This is a genomic window from Stenotrophomonas rhizophila, assembly GCF_000661955.1.
GTDB classification, from domain to species: Bacteria; Pseudomonadota; Gammaproteobacteria; order Xanthomonadales; family Xanthomonadaceae; genus Stenotrophomonas; species Stenotrophomonas rhizophila.
The window spans coordinates 1,994,873-2,009,622 of the sequence record NZ_CP007597.1 but is presented as its reverse complement, the minus strand read 5'-3'; the positions used below and the strand labels follow the sequence as shown (position 1 = coordinate 2,009,622).

14 protein-coding genes are annotated in these 14,750 nt (G+C 67.9%); 5 read left to right on the top strand and 9 right to left on the bottom strand.

Features of this window, described 5'->3' with window-relative positions; translation table 11 throughout:
• Nucleotides 1–2 precede the first annotated feature (2 nt).
• Genes DX03_RS08675 through DX03_RS08665 form a run of 3 tightly spaced genes read left to right on the top strand, consistent with a single transcriptional unit; the run spans nt 3 to nt 3,175 of the window.
• Nucleotides 3–1,907 (top strand): TIGR02594 family protein, encoded by a 1,905-nt coding sequence (locus DX03_RS08675; RefSeq protein ID WP_038687979.1) that lies wholly within the window; start codon nt 3–5, stop codon nt 1,905–1,907.
• Entirely contained in the window at nt 1,897–2,646 is a 750-nt protein-coding gene (locus DX03_RS08670) for a M949_RS01915 family surface polysaccharide biosynthesis protein (RefSeq protein WP_038687977.1), read from the top strand. The genes DX03_RS08675 and DX03_RS08670 overlap by 11 nt, the downstream gene beginning before the upstream one ends.
• Nucleotides 2,630–3,175 carry a hypothetical protein gene (locus tag DX03_RS08665; protein ID WP_185753495.1) on the top strand — a complete coding sequence of 182 codons (546 nt, stop codon included), beginning with the start codon at nt 2,630–2,632 and terminating at the stop codon, nt 3,173–3,175. Before DX03_RS08670 ends, DX03_RS08665 begins: the two co-directional genes overlap by 17 nt.
• Before the next feature lie 13 nt (nt 3,176–3,188).
• Here DX03_RS08665 and DX03_RS08660 read toward each other — a convergent pair whose 3' ends face one another.
• Complete coding sequence (locus tag DX03_RS08660) at nt 3,189–3,683, bottom strand: DUF1543 domain-containing protein (protein WP_038687973.1); 495 nt, start codon at nt 3,681–3,683, stop codon at nt 3,189–3,191.
• A gap of 106 nt (nt 3,684–3,789) precedes the next feature.
• Between DX03_RS08660 and DX03_RS08655 the strand changes: the two genes are divergently transcribed.
• Complete coding sequence (locus DX03_RS08655) at nt 3,790–4,110, top strand: hypothetical protein (RefSeq protein ID WP_038687971.1); 321 nt, start codon at nt 3,790–3,792, stop codon at nt 4,108–4,110.
• Nucleotides 4,111–4,206: 96 nt separating this feature from the next.
• Here DX03_RS08655 and dld read toward each other — a convergent pair whose 3' ends face one another.
• The 7 genes from dld to DX03_RS08620 all read right to left on the bottom strand — a co-directional run bounded on the left by dld (nt 4,207) and on the right by DX03_RS08620 (nt 11,495).
• The gene (gene dld / locus DX03_RS08650) at nt 4,207–5,907 is read right to left on the bottom strand and encodes a D-lactate dehydrogenase (protein WP_038687969.1); all 1,701 of its coding nucleotides are present in this window, start codon (nt 5,905–5,907) and stop codon (nt 4,207–4,209) included.
• The gene (gene lldD, locus DX03_RS08645) at nt 5,904–7,064 is read right to left on the bottom strand and encodes an FMN-dependent L-lactate dehydrogenase LldD (RefSeq protein WP_038687967.1); all 1,161 of its coding nucleotides are present in this window, start codon (nt 7,062–7,064) and stop codon (nt 5,904–5,906) included. Before lldD ends, dld begins: the two co-directional genes overlap by 4 nt.
• Nucleotides 7,065–7,069: 5 nt before the next feature.
• Nucleotides 7,070–7,834, bottom strand: a complete 765-nt coding sequence (gene lldR, locus DX03_RS08640) for a transcriptional regulator LldR (RefSeq protein WP_038692117.1) — start codon at nt 7,832–7,834, stop codon at nt 7,070–7,072.
• A gap of 39 nt (nt 7,835–7,873) precedes the next feature.
• A complete protein-coding gene (gene lldP, locus DX03_RS08635) occupies nt 7,874–9,532 on the bottom strand; it encodes an L-lactate permease (RefSeq protein ID WP_038687964.1) in 1,659 nt (552 codons plus the stop codon).
• A gap of 187 nt (nt 9,533–9,719) precedes the next feature.
• A complete protein-coding gene (locus DX03_RS08630; protein ID WP_038687962.1) occupies nt 9,720–10,157 on the bottom strand; it encodes a VOC family protein in 438 nt (145 codons plus the stop codon).
• A complete protein-coding gene (locus DX03_RS08625; protein WP_038687960.1) occupies nt 10,154–10,612 on the bottom strand; it encodes an MgtC/SapB family protein in 459 nt (152 codons plus the stop codon). The genes DX03_RS08630 and DX03_RS08625 overlap by 4 nt, the downstream gene beginning before the upstream one ends.
• A 124-nt stretch (nt 10,613–10,736) precedes the next feature.
• Entirely contained in the window at nt 10,737–11,495 is a 759-nt protein-coding gene (locus DX03_RS08620) for an SDR family NAD(P)-dependent oxidoreductase (protein WP_038687958.1), read from the bottom strand.
• Nucleotides 11,496–11,705: 210 nt separating this feature from the next.
• Between DX03_RS08620 and DX03_RS08615 the strand changes: the two genes are divergently transcribed.
• Nucleotides 11,706–12,803, top strand: a complete 1,098-nt coding sequence (locus DX03_RS08615; RefSeq protein ID WP_038687956.1) for an alkene reductase — start codon at nt 11,706–11,708, stop codon at nt 12,801–12,803.
• A gap of 56 nt (nt 12,804–12,859) precedes the next feature.
• Here the strand turns inward: DX03_RS08615 and DX03_RS08610 are convergent, their stop codons facing one another.
• Complete coding sequence (locus DX03_RS08610; protein ID WP_185753494.1) at nt 12,860–14,734, bottom strand: hypothetical protein; 1,875 nt, start codon at nt 14,732–14,734, stop codon at nt 12,860–12,862.
• Nucleotides 14,735–14,750 lie beyond the last annotated feature (16 nt).

Below are 14,750 nucleotides of genomic sequence, written 5' to 3'. Positions count from 1 at the left end.
CCATGACCACGTACATCAGCGCGGTATTTCACAAGGACATCCGCACGGTGGAATTCACCGCTGCGAACGGCGACAAGATGTTGCGCACCGGCGGTACGTTGGCGTGGCTGCTCAACAACCCGGGCAACCTGCGCCCTGGCGGCAAGTACGTCAGCATGATCGGCCAGGCCGACACGGCCAGCGGCAAGTTCGCCATCTTTTCCAGCGCCGAGGAAGGCCGCAAGGAGAAGCGCGCCCTGCTGCGGCGCAAGTACAACGACATGACGTTGTACAACGCGATGCACACCTATGCCCCGGAAGGCGAGAACGACACGGCCAAGTACCTGGCGTTCGTGCGCAAGAAGTCCGGCGCGACCGACCAGACGGTCATCAAGGACATGACCGACGAGCAGTTCAACGGCATGGTCGCGGCGATGGAACAGTACGAAGGCTTCAACGCCAATTCGGACACGCGCAAGGAAAAGATCGTGCACGCCACCCAGGTGTCGCTGTCCGATGGCGCCAAGCCGCTGCCGTCCTTCCCCGTGGTGGCCAAGACCAGCACCGGCAAGGAGAAGAAGCTCACTACCAACGCCTATGGCGTGCTGCCGGCGTTCATCACCAGCAAGCCGGGTGAGATGGTGCAGCTGTTCGCCGAGGAGGCCGGCAAGGTGGGCACCAAGATCGGCGAGTTCGTGCTGGACCAGGCGTCGACGTCGTTGCTGTTCGCGCGGCCGCTGGTCACCGCGCTGGCCGGCTCGCAGCCGCACAACCCCGACAGCAGTCCGCGCGACGCCAAGCGCGCGCCGATCCGCTATGTGATCCAGCCAAAGGACACGCTCGGCACGGTGGCCAGCAAGTTCAAGACCAGCGTGGACGAACTGGTCAGCAACAACCGGATCCGGGACCGCAACAAGGTCTTTCCGGGCGAGGTGATCTGGATCTACGGGCCGGCACCGCAGGGCAGCACGTCCGGCGCGGCCGCCAACGATGCCGCACCCGCCGCCGCCCGGAACAGCTATGCGATCAAGCGCGGCGACACGCTGTCGGGCATCGCCGACCGCCACGGCGTTTCGGTCGACCAGCTCATGGCCGCCAACCCGGCGATCAAGGACCGCAACAAGATCAGCCCGGGGCAGTCGATCAACCTGCCGGCCGGTGCGAAGAAGGCAGAACCGGCCTCCACCGCAGTCACCAAGCCCAAGACCACCCAGCCGCCTGCCTCCAGCAAGCCGAGCGGGCCGGCGCCCAGCCTGGTCAAGCCGCCGCCGGTTGCCCCGCCCAAGCAGCCGGCGGTAAAGCCGCCCGCGGCCGTGGACACCCGGCCGGTGCGCAGTGCCGAGAACCAGGCCCACCCGATCGCGTTGGTACCGTACTCGCAGCAACGTGCGCCGTGGATCGAGCATGCCTACGCGCAGGCCAAGAAGTGGTCGGGCAAGAAGGAAGCAGTGATCACCAAGACGATCAACTTCCACGACGAAATCGGCTACGGCAAGCAGTTCAAGACCATGGCCGGCGGAGACAACGCCTGGTGTGCCTCGTTCGTGAACTACTGCATGCGCAAGGCCGGGTACCCCATCTCCAACCCGCATCCCTACCGCGCCCGCTCGTTCGCCGCCGACACCACCAACTACGTGCAGATCGATGCACCGGTATTTGGCGCGATCGCGCTGGTCAAGACCAGCCACGTGGGCTTTGTCTACGCGCTCGATGGCAGCAGCCCGATCCTGCTGGGCGGCAACCAGAGCGACCAGATCAACTTCGTCAAATACAATCCAGCGTCGCTGCGCTATTACGTGCCCAAGGCCTACCTGGCCTTCGCCAACAAAGAACTGAAGGATCCGAAACTCGATGCGACCCACGCCAAAACCCTCAATGACGCCCTCGGCATCGTCGTCGTCACCAAGGCCAGCGGCAATGAGCGTTGACCGCAGCAGCTGGCTCGCCGTGGCCTGCGCGCTGGCGTTGGCCGCATGCGGCGGGCCTGGCAAGGCGGCAACGGACACCGATGTCGCCACCGATGCCGCCCCTGAAGGCCCCGCTTCTGCCGCAGCGCCCGCGCAGCCGGCGACCGGTGGGTTTGCGGTCCTGCCCGCCCTGCCCGGCAGCGAAACCGATGGCCTGGGCATCCGTGACCCGCTGAAGCTGGTGCACTACCGCGACACCGCCGGTGAAGGCCTGCTGGTACTGGCGCGCACCGATACGCGCACGCACGACGCCGACAGCGACCAGGACATGGACGTGGCCACCTTGACCGCCACCCTGTATGGCCGCGCCGCCGCCGACGCTCCCTTCGTGCAGCGTTGGCAGAGCGAAAGCCCGACCGAGTGCGAAGGCCTGGACCTGGACGCGGGCTACTTTCTCGACCAGAGCGGCGCCAGCGACCTGGACGGCGATGGCGTGGCCGAGCTCACCCTGGCCAGCCACAGCTTCTGCGGCGGCGGCGTGGACCCGCAGCAGATCGTGATCGAACTTCGGCGCGACAACGATGTCTACCGCATCGACGGCGAATCGCTTGTCACCATCGAAGGCGACGCACCGTTCGGCGGCGAGCGCCAGGACAGCGCGTCCTACAAGGATGCCCCGCCGCTGTTCCAGAAGCATCTGGATGCCGTCTGGAAGGCCGTCTACACGCGGCGTGGCGGACAGGATGAAGCGACGCCGTAATCACGCGGGCACACGCCGCTTCGTGCTCCGGGGTGGCCGGCTCGCCGGTGGCTGCCTGCTGTTGCTGGCCTGCAGTGGCGTAGCGGCAGCCAACACAGAACGGCCGCTCCCGTCCCACCGCCCTCCGGCCGCGGTCACCGACGTCGCGGTCCGCGGCCATGACGTGGTGTTCAAGCGGGGCACCCGTGCGATCCGGATACGGCTGGGATCGGCGGTGGATGGGTGGCAGGTGAACTGCGCCCGCACCCGCGCGCTCGCCTGGGGCGTCCCGTGGGACCAGATGGCCCCCGGCACCAGTCGCTACGCCAACGTGTTCCTGCTGGACCTGGAGGCGGCGCAGGTGCTGGCCCGTTTCTCGCTCGTGCATGGGCCCTACGAGACCGCTTTCAGCGCGGACGGCCAGTGGGCGCGGGTGGATGACATCGTCCTGCGCCAGCGTGATGGCGAACGCGCCACGGTCACGGTGGCCGCAGCGGAGCAGGCCGAAAGCTGTCCCTCGATGGACCGGCAGCCGTCGCCCACGGGCTGAGGTACGGGCGCGCTCAGCCGATCACGATGTAATCGCTGACCAGCGTGACCTCCGCATGCGCGCCCGGTTGCAGCTGCACGTAGCGGCCGCCCACCTGGTCGATGGCGATGCAGTCGTCCACGTCCAGCACCGCGTCGGTATGCGGCATGATCCAACTGGCGTCGCGCAGGCCCTTGGCCTTCTGCCTGGCGTCGGCCACGTCAGCGGCGACCAGCAGCAGGTAGTCGTGCGCCTCGCCCAGCGCGCGTGGCACGTAGCCGCCCAGGTTGATGAAGAACAGGCGCGGCGCAGCCGGGCCCGGGGCAACGTCGCCGAAACGGACCTGATGGCCGTCCACCCCGTCCACTGCCAGCCAGCCGTCCACGTGCAGGCCCTTGGCGTCTCCGAACCACTCCCGGCGCAACTGCGGGTAGGCATCTTCGGGGCGGTCGACATTGGCGAAGGCCACGTCATGGACCTCGATGCGCGCACGCGCATGGCGCCCGCCCAGCATGAACACGTGCAGCACTGCCCTCTCCCACTCTTTTGCGACGGCGTGCAGTGTAGCGTTGCCACCACGCGAAGATCGCGGCGGCAGTGGTATCGTCAGCGCCTGAATCCGCAGGAGCGACCCCATGACTTTCCATTCGCGCAGCGTTACTTCCGGCCGCCTGGCCGCCACGCTGGCCCTTGTCGCCAGCCTGGCGCTCAGCGCCTGCGTCAGCACCCCCGGTCCGCAGGTCAAGGGTCCGGGCCTGTGCAAGGCCGATGGCCTGGAGTGGGCCGTGGGACAGCCGGCCGATGAAGCCACCATGCGCAAGCTGTCGGCGCAGAGCGGTGCCGGCCTGGTCAACCCGATTGGCCCGGAAACCATCACCACCCGTGACCTTCGCCAGGATCGCCTGCGCGTGTTCATCGACAAGCAGAACGTGATCACCGCCGTCCGCTGCGAGTGATTCCCCACCGGGTAGAGCCACCCCATGGGTGGCTGTGCCATCAGATCGCGGGTTTTGCGTGCAGCCACCCATGGGGTGGCTCTACCCGGTCCTGGTTCAGGTGCAGTCGCAGCCGTTCCAGTGGCGGGTTTTGGGCGTCTGGCCGATGCCCGGGTTGAACGTGTTGCTGGGATCGAGCTGCTGATAGAACGCCGCGAGGGCCGGCTTGGCCGGGTACAGGTGGCCCACGTTGTGTTCGGCCGGGTACTCGGCGCCACGCGCGTCCAGCAACGCCCACATGGCATGCTCGATCGCCAGCGGATCTTCGCCCTTGCGCACGATGTAGTCCTGGTGGAACACGTGGCAGAAGAAGTGCCCGTAATACAGCTTGCCGGCCAGCTTGGCGTCGATGTCCGCCGGCAGCTGTTCCACCCACTGGCGGTCATCGCGGCGCAAGGCCACGTCCAGCGCGACGATGTCCTGCACCGCCTCACGGTGGACTTCGCGATACCGCACGGCCGCGCCTGCCACCGCAAAACGGTGCAGGAACGCCTTGCGGCCTTCATCGGCGGTGCATGCGAAGAAGTCACCCTCACCATCGGCGAAGTGCGTGCGCAGGAAGGTCTCGGTGGCGGCCGCATCCACCGCCGATACCTTCAACAGCAGGTGGTGCTCGTAACGGTCACGGAACTGCTTCATGCGGGGCGGCAGGTGCCCCGGCAGCAGGCCCATCATGGCCTGGATGACCCGGTCGGTGACCCCACGCAGCCCGACCATTTCGAACCAGCCGTCGATGCGGCTCTTCAGCGCGAATGCAGCCGGTACACGCGCAGTGCCCAGGCGATCGATGAGCAGGAAGGTGTCCTTGCCGTAGCGCTCGCCGATATCAAAGGCGTCGCGATGCAGGTACTCGCCGGAAATCGGCAGGCGTTCGAACGCCGTCAACAGGTGGCGGCGGATCGCGGTGAGGTCGTCCATCGTGTTGCTGCCGATGTAGAACACCTCGGCCCGCTCGCGCGCGAAGGTATCCAGGCGCACCGCAAACACCGCCAGCTTGCCGGCCGACCCGGCCGCTTCGTAGTGCCGCGCGGGGTCGGCGTTGAAGCGCGCCGGGGTGGGCGCGTCCACCTGCCGCACCTGCTCGGCGTAGCGCGGATCGGTCGCCGCGCGGCCGCTGTCGTTGTCGATGTCGGCAGCGCGGTAGTCCCCCCGCTGCAGGCGGTCCAGGATCTCTTCGGGTGCGCCGCCCAGCGCGATGCCCAGGTGATTGACCAGCTGCAGGTGCCCGTGCGCGTCGACCTGGGCGTACAGGGCCAGCTCGGTATACGCCGGGCCGCGCCGCACCAGGGCGCCGCCGGAGTTGTTGCATACGCCGCCCAGCACCGACGCACCGATGCAGGACGAGCCGATCACCGAATGCGGCTCGCGATCCAACGGGGCCAGCAACTGCTCCAGCCGGTCCAGCGTGGCGCCGGGCAGGCACACCACCTGGCGGCCGTCGTTCACCAGCTGGATGCCGGTGAGGCGCAGCGTGTTGATGATCACCACCGGCCGGTCGTAGTCCGCGCCATCGGGGGTGGACCCGCCGGTCAGGCCGGTGTTGGCGGCCTGCATGATGACCACGGCATCGGCCGCTACCACTGCCTGCAGCACGCGCCACTGCTCCACCAGCGTGCCCGGGCGCACCACGGCCAGCACCGGGCCGTCACCGAAGCGGTAGCCCTTGCGGAAGCGCCGAGTCGGTTTGTCGCCACTGAGCACATGCGCGGTGCCCACGATGGCGCGCAGCGCGGCCAGCAGCGCGGCAGGGTCGCTCACGGTCGCACCTGCGCGTGCCGGGCCACCTCGGCCAGCGCGTCGCCGCTGATGTCGGCGATGGTCTTCGCCCCGGTCAGGGTCATTGCCACGCGCATCTCTTTGGCCATCAGGTCGAGCAGGTTGGCTACGCCCTCGCCGCCCTGCGCGGCCAGCGCATAGACGAAGGCACGGCCCAGCAGCACGCTGTCGGCGCCCAGCGCGAGCATGCGCACCACGTCCAGGCCGCTGCGGATGCCCGAATCGGCCAGGATCTTCAGCTCGCCCTTCACCGCGTCGGCAATGGCCGGCAACGCACGCGCGGTGGACAGAACGCCATCCAGCTGGCGGCCGCCGTGGTTGGAGACCACGATGCCGTCGGCGCCAAACCGCACCGCATCACGTGCATCGTCCGGGTCGAGGATGCCCTTGATCACCATGGGCCCGGTCCAGAATTCGCGGATCCACTCCAGGTCTTTCCAGGAGATGGAGGGATCGAAGTTGGCACCCAGCCAGCCGATGTAGTCCGCCAGCCCGGTCGGGCTGCCGCGGTAAGTGGAGATGTTGCCCAGATCGTGCGGGCGACCGCGCAGGCCCACGTCCCACGCCCAGCGCGGATGGGTGGCGGCCTGCAGCATGCGCCGCAGCGGCGCATTGGGGCCGCTCATGCCCGAGTGGGCGTCGCGGTAGCGTGCGCCGGGGGTGGGCATGTCCACGGTGAACACCAGCGTGGTCACCCCGGCGGCCTTGGCCCGCTCCAGCGCATTGCGCATGAAGCCGCGGTCCTTCAGCACGTACAGCTGGAACCACATCGGGCGGTCGATGGCCGGCGCCACTTCTTCGATCGGGCACACCGACACCGTCGACAGGGTGAAGGGAATGCCGCGACTGGCCGCCGCCCGCGCCGCCTGCACCTCACCGCGTCGCGCATACATCCCGGTCAGCCCGACCGGCGCCAGCGCCACCGGCATCGCCAGGCGCTCGCCGAACAGGGTTGTCTCCAGACTCAGCTCGGCCATGTTGCGCAGCACGCGCTGGCGCAGCGCGATGTCGGCCAGGTCGGACACGTTGCGCTTGAGGGTGTGTTCGGCATACGCGCCGCCATCGATGTAGTGGAACAGGAACGGCGGCAGCCGGCGCTGGGCGGCCGCGCGGTAATCGGTGGAGGCGGAGATGATCATGGGAATCAACCGTGGGCAGAAGGAAGCCGCGAGGCGCGCGCGCGCCGGGCCTCGTTGTCGTCAAGCGTGCGCAGCGAGGTGTGCACGAATTCCAGGTGGGCGTGTGCGGCGGCACGCGCGCGTTCGGGATCGCCGGACAGCACCCCGTCCATCATTTCCCGGTGCTGCACCGACAACGGCTCAAAGGTGCGCGGCGAGGTGTACAGCTTTTCGCGGCTCTGCGAGATGTTGGTCTGCAGCAGCTCGAACAGGCCACGCATCACCTGCAGCAGCACCAGGTTGTGCGACGCCTCGGCGATGGCCAGGTGGAAGGCCGCATCGGCGCGCGCCTCACCGGCCGGGTCGTCCTTGCCGTGGGCGGCCATCATGGTGTCGAAGGCATCGCGGATCTTCGCCCGGTCCGCATCGGTGGCGCGCAACGCGGCGTGCCAGGCAGTGGCGCCTTCCAGCGCGTGGCGGATCTCCAGCACGTCGAAGCGGTATTCCGGGTCGCCCTGGAACAGCGGCAGGTACGGCATCAGCGGTTCGTCGATGGCCTGCCGGGCACGCGCGGCGGGTTCGGCCACGTAGGTGCCACCGCCCACCCGCGCGGTCAGCAGGCCCTGACTGGCCAGCTGCGCGATCGCCTCACGCAGGGCAGTGCGTGACACCCCCAGCTGCACGGCCAGCGCCCGTTCGGCCGGCAGCCGATCCCCCGGCTGCAGGTTCTGCGTGCTCACCAGGCCACGCAGCTGCGCGGCCACCTTGTCGGACAGGCGTTCGTTCTTCATGCCGTCATTGTCGCCCGCATGGCTGGATCCGCGCATGGCTCAGGGAATCATCCAGGTCAGCCAGTAGGCCTGCAGCGTGGTGATGATGCCCACCATCACGGTGAAGATCAGGCTGTGCTTGACCGTGAAGCGGAACAGGTCGGACTCCTTGCCGGCCAGCCCCACCGCCGCGCAGGCGATGGCGATGGACTGCGGCGAGATCATCTTGCCGGTCACCCCGCCGGTGGTGTTGGCCGCCACCAGCAGCACCTCGGACACGCCGATCTGCTGGGCGGTGGTGGCCTGCAGCGCCGAGAACAGCGCGTTGGAGGAGGTGTCCGAGCCGGTCAGGAACACGCCCAGCCAGCCCAGGAACGGCGAGAAGAAGGTGAACGCCTTGCCGGTGTGTGCCAGGGCCAGCGCCAGTGTGGCCGACAGACCCGAGTAGTTGGCGATGAAGGCAAACGCCAGCACCATGCCGATCGAGTAGATGGGCACCTTCAGCTCGTTGGCGGTCTCACCGAACGTGCGCAGCGCTGCGGCCGGACGCATCTTCAGCAGCACGATGGCCAGCACCGCGCCGAGCATGATGGCGGTGCCGGTGGCCGATACGGCATCGAACTTGTACACCGCCTCGTAGGCGCTGGGCGATGGCACGATGGGCGGCATCTTCTGCACCAGCTGGTCCAGCGCCGGCACCGGCAGTTTGAGCACCCAGTGTTCCAGCGGCCCGCCAGCGGCGAACAACGCCTTGAACGGCTTGATGCTCCATACCGTGACCATCGCGGTCAGGATCAGGAACGGCGACCACGCCTTGATGATCTGCCCGGTGCGGTAACGCGGGGCCTCCAGCGCCTGCGCTGCGGCCTCCGCACTGGTTTCGGTATCGAAGCGGAAGATCCGCACCGGCTTCCAGCGGCGCAGGAACAGGGTCAGGCACACCAGCGAGGCCAGCGAGGCGGTGATGTCGGGCAGTTCCGGGCCGATGAAATTGGAGGTCAGGTACTGCGCGATGGCGAACGAGCCGCCAGCCACCAGCACCGCCGGCCAGGTTTCCTTGACGCCGCGCCAGCCGTCCATGATCGCCATGATCCAGAACAGCACGATGATGGTCAGGAACGGCAGCTGGCGGCCGGCCATCTGCCCGATCTCGAACGGATCCAGGCCGGTGACCTGCCCCGCCACGATGATCGGAATGCCCATCGCGCCAAAGGCGACCGGTGCGGTGTTGACGATCAGGCACAGCCCGGCCGCATACAGCGGCTTGAAGCCCAGCCCCACCAGCAGCGCGGCGGTGATCGCCACCGGCGCACCGAAACCGGCCGCGCCTTCCAGAAACGCGCCGAACGCGAAGCCGACCATCAGCATCTGCAGGCGCTGGTCTTCGGTGACCGACAGGATCGAGGCCCGGATGATGTCGAACTGCCCGGTCTTGACCGAGACCTTGTACAGGAACACCGCGCCCAGGATGATCCAGGCGATCGGCCACAGCCCGTAGATGAACCCGTACGCCCCGGCCGCGAACGCCTGCTGCACCGGCATGCGGTAGAACAGCAGCGCCACCGCCAGGGCGATGGCCACGGTGAGCGTTCCGGCCAGCCAGCCCTTCATGCGCAGCACGGCCAGGGCGACGAAGAAGAAGGCGATCGGCAACAGCGCGATCAGGCTGGACAGCCACAGGTTGCCAGCGGGGTCATACAGTTGTTGCCAGGGCTGCATCGGCGGATCTCAACGGGACGGACGGAAGGCCGCGCACGGGAGGTGCGGGCCGGCATGCATTCCCACCCCTGCCGTTATTGGTACGACCAATAAGCAGCGAAGGGTCAGGAAGTGTCCGCATTGAAACGCCAATTGCGCGACAGGCCTATTAGACCATAGGTCTATGCCCCGTATTTTGGTATGACCATTAGCTGCAGCCGCAGTCGCTGGCCGGGCCCTTCAGCTCCACCCCGTTGCCGTCCGGGTCGTGCAGGTACACCGACAGGCCATCGCCTTCGGCGCCGAAATTGTTCTGTGGCTTGCCGCGCAGTTCCACCGCGTGCATCTGCAGGTGCGCCCGCAGCTGTTCAACATCGAACGGCTCCACCCGCAGGCACAGGTGCTCCAGGTTGTGCCCCTGCGCTCCCGCCGCCGCGCCGCCGGGCGTGCCCAGCTTTCCGTCCACGGCCACCAGGTCGATCATCGAGGTCCCGGCGTGCAGGTGCACCATGCCCAGCGATGGCCGTTCGCGCGCCACCGTGCAGCCGAGCACATCCCGGTAGAACGCCACGGCGCGCGGCAGGTCCTGCACGCGCAGCACGATGTGGTCGATATGTTGGATCTGGAAGGGACGGTCGCTGCTCATGACGCCTCCAGTTTTTTGGCAATCCGACTGAACACGGCCAGCACGATCAGACACAGAATGCTGACCCCGATGGCGATGACGTACTCGCCGATGCCCACCGCGATGCCGATCGACGCCGACATGATCAGCGAGCTGGCCGTGGTCAGGCCGCTGACCTGGTCATCGCGCGACCCGCGCAGGATGGTGCCGGCGGCAACGAAGCCAACGCAGGCCACCACCGCTTCGATCAGGCGCACCGGATCCACCTGCAGCAGGTCGCGATAGCGCTCCTGCTGGAAGTGTTCGGCGATGCTGTCGCCCAGGCCCACGATCAAGGCAGCCGCGCCGGCAATCAGCATGTGCGTGCGCAGCCCGGCTGCGTGCTTGCCCATCTCGCGCTCGATGCCGATCAAGCCACCAAACACCATGGCTGCGGCAATCCGCAGCAGTATCGATAGATCCTGTTCCAGTCCCATCCGTACGTCCTCGCCTGTTCGGCCCAGCCTTGCGTGGCGGCCGTGGCAGCACCGTGAAGGGGTGCGTGAGGCGGATGTGCACAGTCATGCGGCAGTGGGGTACCGCATGACCGGCGGGCGCTCGTTACTGCGCCAGGTAGCCGCCGTCGATGGCGTAATAGGTGCCGGTGGCGAACGAGGCATCGTCGCTGGCCAGCCACGCCACCAGCGCGGCGACCTCATCGGGCTGGCCGAGACGGCCCAGTGCGTGCTTGCTTTCCAGCGCCTGCTTGACCGTCGGATCCATCTTGTCCAGCAGCGGCGTGGCAATGAAACCGGGGCCCACGGCATTGACCCGGATTCTGTCGCCGGCATGCTCCCACGCCGCGGTCTGGGTCAACCCGACCACCCCGTGCTTGGCCGCCACGTAGGCAGCGGAATTGTTGAACCCCACCTGCCCCAGGATGGACGCCATGTTGATGATGCTGCCGCCCTTGCCGCCGTTGCGCATGGCCTGGATCTGCGCACGCTGGCACAGGAACACGCTGGTGAGATTGACGTCGATCACGCGCTTCCAGCCGTCCACCGGGTAGTCGCCACTGGTCGCCGACGGCCCGCCGATGCCGGCGTTGTTGACGGCGATGTGCAGCCCGCCCAGTTCCTGCACGGTGCGCTGTACCGCCGCTTCCACGGCCTTCTCGTCGGTCACGTCCAGCGCGATGCCGATCGCCTTGACGCCCTTGGCGCGCAGCGCTTCGGCCGTCTTCTGCACCGCCTCGTCCTTCAGATCCCACACCGCCACCGCTGCGCCGGATGCCGCAAGCAGTTCGGCGGCGGCCAGGCCGATGCCGGACACGCCACCGGTCACGATCGCCACCTTGCCCTTGAGCTGATAATCAATCATCGCGTTGTACCTCTGGTTGGAACATGTCGCAGGCAGCGCCTGCATCTGCCCTCACGGTACGCCTGCAACGCGTTACAGAACGTGCACAGGGGCGACCGCAACAATGCTTCCCATCGGTGCAACGCACGCCCCCCTATGCTGGCGGTCGTACGTCCACATCTGGTCATTAACACGCTGCGTGATGCGGCCCCCTCCTTCCTAGGTATGCACATGACTTCTTCCAGTGACGGCCCCCTGTTCACCCCCACCCGGCTCGGTGCGATTGCGGTCGCCAACCGCATCGCGATGGCCCCGCTTACCCGCAACCGTGCCATCGAAGGGCGCGTGCCCAATCCCCTGGCGATCCAGTACTACGAACAGCGCGCCAGCGCGGGCCTGATCATTGCCGAGGCCACCCAGATCAGCCCGCTGGGCCAGGGCTATCTGGACACGCCCGGCATCTACAGCCAGGGCCAGATCGACGCCTGGAAGAAGGTCACCGACGCCGTGCATGCACGCGGCGGCAAGATCGTGCTGCAGTTGTGGCACGTGGGCCGCATCTCGCACACCAGCCTGCTGCCCGACGGCGAGGTCCCGGTAGCCCCGAGTGCGTTGCCGGCCAAGGCCAAGACCTTCACCAGCAAGGGCTTCGAGGATGTCTCGGCGCCGCGCGCACTGGAGCTGTCCGAAATCCCCGCGTTGGTCCAGGACTACCGCCAGGCCGCCCGCAACGCGATCACCGCCGGCTTCGACGGCGTCGAAGTGCACGCCGCCAACGGCTACCTGATCGACCAGTTTCTGCGCGACGGCAGCAACCAGCGCACCGACGAATACGGTGGCAGCATCGAAAACCGCACCCGTCTGCTCGACGAGGTGGTCCGTGCGATCGCCTCGGAGATCGGTCCCGAGCGCACCGGCGTGCGCCTGTCCCCGGTGACCCCGGCCAACGACGCCCACGATTCGCAGCCGCAGCCGTTGTTCGAACGCGCCGTGGAGCGCCTGGATGCGATTGGCCCGCTGGCCTTCATCCACGTCATCGAAGGCGCCACCGGCGGCCCGCGCGACAATATCGCGTTCGATTACCAGGCACTGCGGGCGAAGTTCAAGGGCGCGTGGATCGCCAACAACGGCTACACCAAGGACACCGCCGAGGCCGCCATCGCGTCCGGCTACGCCGACGTGATCGCCTTCGGCCGTCCGTTCATCGCCAACCCCGACCTGGTTGAACGCCTGCGCCTGGGCGTTGCGCTGTCCGACCTGGACCCGGACACGCTGTACGGCGGCGGCTCGCGCGGTTACACCGATTACCCGAGCGTCTCCGGCGCATGACCCGGTAGAGCCGACCGTTGGTCGGCTGCCTTGGCAATGCCGGCCGCTGGCCGGCATTACCGCATCGCGGGCGTTGTGTCGCCGCCCTGCAACACCGGCATCAACGCATCCGGCAACCGACAGGGCTTCTGCGGCGTGCTGTCCTGCCGCCATCCCATGCCCAGCATCACGCCTGCTCCCCGTGCGAGCACATCATCGCCGGGTGCCGGGCAGCTGACGTCACTGACCAGCACCTGCCCGTTGCGATCCAGCCACTGCTGGACGAAGTACGGGCCATCGGGCAGCTGCATCGTGCCCAGGTTGAGCCGGGCCACCGCGTGACCCTGCACGTCTCCTTCCCAGGTCGTTTCCAGTGCCACGCCGGTGAAGGCCAAGCGTCGTCGCATCAATACGGTGTAATCGGCATCCAGCAGGGTCAGCTCCTCATCGCCGTCCTCCAGGTAACGCCGCGTCAACGTGCGGTCTTCGCCCCACGGCAGGATCTCCAGGTACCGGGGCGGCAGCGGCTCGCTGCCATCGGCCAGCATCAGGCCCTGCCGCCCCTCGCGGCGGAACACCACGCGCCGTGCGTCCATGTGCTCAACCCCATCGACGCTGCGCCCGATCACCTTGCCCAGCGCGATGTTGTACAGCTGGTTCTGGCCCGTGGCCTGGTTCCACAGCAACAGCAGCGGTGGCACCACATGATCGTCGTCGATCGCCAGGCCTTGGGGCACCGTGTGTGCGGTGGCGCCCTCCCACCACAACCGGGGCGAGGACTCGCCCACAAACGTGCCCAGCAGGCCCGCGCCCACCGCGTCCAGCCGGTCGACGCTGGGCGGGGCGAACATCAGCTGGCCGTTGCAGTCGCGTACCGCGGCGGGGTGGTCGTCGGTGGCAGGGTGAACGCGCCACGGCGGTGCCTGCCGCTGCTCGGCATCGGGCTCGCCCAGCACGGCAGCCAGCGCGGCCGGCACCTCGGTGGGTGGCGAAGCATCGTCGTCATGCACCACCTGCCAACGACCATCGCAGTAGTCCATCCGAACCCGGCCGCGCGTAGTGGGCTGCGCGGTAAAGCGTCCGTCGGCCATCAGCCAACCGGGCTCGGGGGTGTCTTTCTCGCGGCCGGTGGCATGGCGGCTGACCTGCTCGGGCCAGTCGCGCCGGCCTGCGCTGCCGCCGTACTGGCGATAGCGTGGGTACAGGCCTTGTTGGCGGTAGCGCGCCGCATCTGTCGCCCTGCCCTGCGCATCCACCCGCCGCCACAGCTCGCCCTGGCGCAACCACCAGCCGCCGTCGCTGACCGGCAGCAGCGCGTCAATGTCGTCGGCGAACAGCGTCTTGCCGGCTTCGTTCTGCACGTTGCACTGCGCGGGCACCTCGACACTGCAGGACACATACACGTGACGGCCGGCGAAGGGCCCGGCCACCCACTGCGCCTTGCGTTCGTCCAGCTCCATCACCGGTTGCCCATGCAGGTCGTGGAAACGCAGCGCGCCACTGTTGGCATGCCACAACACGCGATCGGGCACGGCCAGGGGCAGCCACTCGCCATCGTTCAACGCCGGCAGGCGCACCTGCCCCAGTGCATCCACCACGCCCCAACCGCCCGTCGGCTCGCCGTCGGCGCGGATGAACGCCTTCCATAAGGGGTCGCCGGGTGCGGCCTGCGGCAGCACGAAGGGCGTGTGGTACTCGGTGTAGCCGCGGTCTTCGCGCAGCAGTCGTCCTGCATCGTCGTACCACTGCTGGGGCGTGGCGTCGCCCTGTGCGCGCATCCAGCGATCGGCAGCCAGCCGCACCATGCGCTCGCCGTTGGGTGCCACCAGCAGGCGGCCATCGGCGGCTACCAGCGCATCGGCGCCGAAGCGGTGGCCAAGCACGGTGAACGACTGCGCCTGCACCGGCGTGGCAAGCGCGGCCAGCGCCGTCAGCACGAACATCCTTTTCATCGGTCACATCAGGGAA

Coding starts and splice junctions, on each gene's coding strand:
- DX03_RS08630 (WP_038687962.1), bottom strand. CDS start 10,157: ATGAGCAGCGACCGTCCCTTCCAGATCCAACATATCGACCACATCGTG.
- DX03_RS08625 (WP_038687960.1), bottom strand. CDS start 10,612: ATGGGACTGGAACAGGATCTATCGATACTGCTGCGGATTGCCGCAGCC.
- lldP (WP_038687964.1), bottom strand. CDS start 9,532: ATGCAGCCCTGGCAACAACTGTATGACCCCGCTGGCAACCTGTGGCTG.
- lldD (WP_038687967.1), bottom strand. CDS start 7,064: ATGATCATCTCCGCCTCCACCGATTACCGCGCGGCCGCCCAGCGCCGG.
- DX03_RS08675 (WP_038687979.1), top strand. CDS start 3: ATGACCACGTACATCAGCGCGGTATTTCACAAGGACATCCGCACGGTG.
- DX03_RS08620 (WP_038687958.1), bottom strand. CDS start 11,495: ATGATTGATTATCAGCTCAAGGGCAAGGTGGCGATCGTGACCGGTGGC.
- lldR (WP_038692117.1), bottom strand. CDS start 7,834: ATGAAGAACGAACGCCTGTCCGACAAGGTGGCCGCGCAGCTGCGTGGC.
- DX03_RS08665 (WP_185753495.1), top strand. CDS start 2,630: ATGAAGCGACGCCGTAATCACGCGGGCACACGCCGCTTCGTGCTCCGG.
- DX03_RS08610 (WP_185753494.1), bottom strand. CDS start 14,734: ATGAAAAGGATGTTCGTGCTGACGGCGCTGGCCGCGCTTGCCACGCCG.
- DX03_RS08615 (WP_038687956.1), top strand. CDS start 11,706: ATGACTTCTTCCAGTGACGGCCCCCTGTTCACCCCCACCCGGCTCGGT.
- DX03_RS08655 (WP_038687971.1), top strand. CDS start 3,790: ATGACTTTCCATTCGCGCAGCGTTACTTCCGGCCGCCTGGCCGCCACG.
- DX03_RS08670 (WP_038687977.1), top strand. CDS start 1,897: ATGAGCGTTGACCGCAGCAGCTGGCTCGCCGTGGCCTGCGCGCTGGCG.